Source organism: Cellulomonas sp. P4_A2, from assembly GCF_056402515.1.
The window spans coordinates 1-1,485 of record NZ_JBFUHG010000041.1; the positions used below are offsets into that span (position 1 = coordinate 1).

A 1,485-nucleotide genomic window follows, 5' to 3' on the forward strand; every position below is an offset into this window, starting at 1 on the left:
CCTCTTCGACGCCGTCGCGTACGGCCACGCCTCGGCCGGCGCGGACGACGACGGACGCCTGCGCGCGCTCGACGGGCGCGTGCGTTCCGCGCGGCCCTCGGCCCCCGCCGGCACCGTCGACGCCGCGATGAGCGTGCCGTCATGACGACCACCCAGGCCGGCACGTCGACACCGGTCGTCGGCGACGGGACCACCGGGCGATCGCGCGCGGCGTCGCGGTGGCGACGCTGGCGGCTGCCGTTGGGCATCCTCGGCCTGCTCTGCGTCGTCGGTCTGCTCGCGGCCCTCCCCAAGCCCGTCACGTCGACGGAGTCGCTCGCGCCGGACAACGCCCTGCCGGGCGGTGCGCGGGCCGCCGCGCAGATCCTCGGCGACCAGGGCGTCGACGTCCGCTACGTCCGCCGGATCCACGACGTCGAGCGGCTCGCGGGGCCCGGCTCGACCGTCCTGCTCGTCGGGGACGGCTACATCGACACCCCGCACACCGACGCGCTGCGCGCGACGGGCGCCGACCTCGTGCTCGTCGACACCTACTGGGCGGTCGGTGAGCTGACCGGCTCGCTCGGGTACGGGACGTCGTCCGGCGGCGCGTCGGAGACGCGGGATGCCGAGTGCGACGACCCCGACGCCGTCGCCGCCGGCACGATCACCGCGTCCGGCACCCTGCAGGCCCTCGACGACAGCGCGGTGGTCTGCTTCCCGGCACCGGGGACGCCGACCGCGGCGGGCGGCGCGTACGGCGTGACGACCGCCGACGGCCAGCGCATCACGGTCCTGACCGACCGCGGACCTCTGACCAACGCCGAGCTCGCCGACGAGGGCAACGCCGCGCTCGTGCTGCGGATGCTGGGGCGCAACGAGCGGCTCGTCTGGTACATCCCGTCGCAGGACGACGTCGACCCGGGCGAGGCCGGCAGCCCCGCCATCACCGACGTCGTCCCCCCGATCGTCAACATCCTCGCCCTGCAGCTCCTGCTCGTCTTCGTCGTCGCCGCCCTGTGGAAGGGACGCCGGCTGGGCCGCGTCGTGACCGAGCAGCTGCCGGTCGTCGTCCGGGCGGGCGAGACCACCCGCGGTCGCGGTCGCCTGTACCGGCGCTCGCGCTCGTTCGGGCACGCCGCCGCGGCCCTGCGCGCCGGGGCGACGGCTCGCTGCTGCGCGCGCCTGGGGCTCCCGCGCTCGGCCGCGCCCCAGGTCGTCATCGACGCGCTGTCCCGCGCGTCGGGACGACGCACCGACCAGATCGAGGCCCTCCTGTACGGGCCGCCCCCCACGGACGACAACGGGCTCGCGCAGCTGGCGCGTGACCTGGACCATCTCGAGAGCGAGGTTCACCGATCGTGAGCGACGACAGCCCGCAGCGGCCGCCGACGGCGCCGTCTGCCCCGTCCCCGTTCGGGGCACCGCAGCATGCCGCGGCGCCCCCGCCGTTCGGCACCCCGCCGAACCCGGCGCCGCAGCTCGGCACCCCGCCCGGCCCGGCGC

At 76.7% G+C, this 1,485-nt stretch carries 1 protein-coding gene; it reads left to right on the top strand.

All coding sequences use genetic code 11. The annotated features are described in order from the left end of the window. Positions 1–141 precede the first annotated feature (141 nt). The gene (locus tag AC1DUE_RS19960; protein ID WP_477041155.1) at positions 142–1,344 is read left to right on the top strand and encodes a DUF4350 domain-containing protein; all 1,203 of its coding nucleotides are present in this window, start codon (positions 142–144) and stop codon (positions 1,342–1,344) included. Positions 1,345–1,485: the final 141 nt, after the last annotated feature.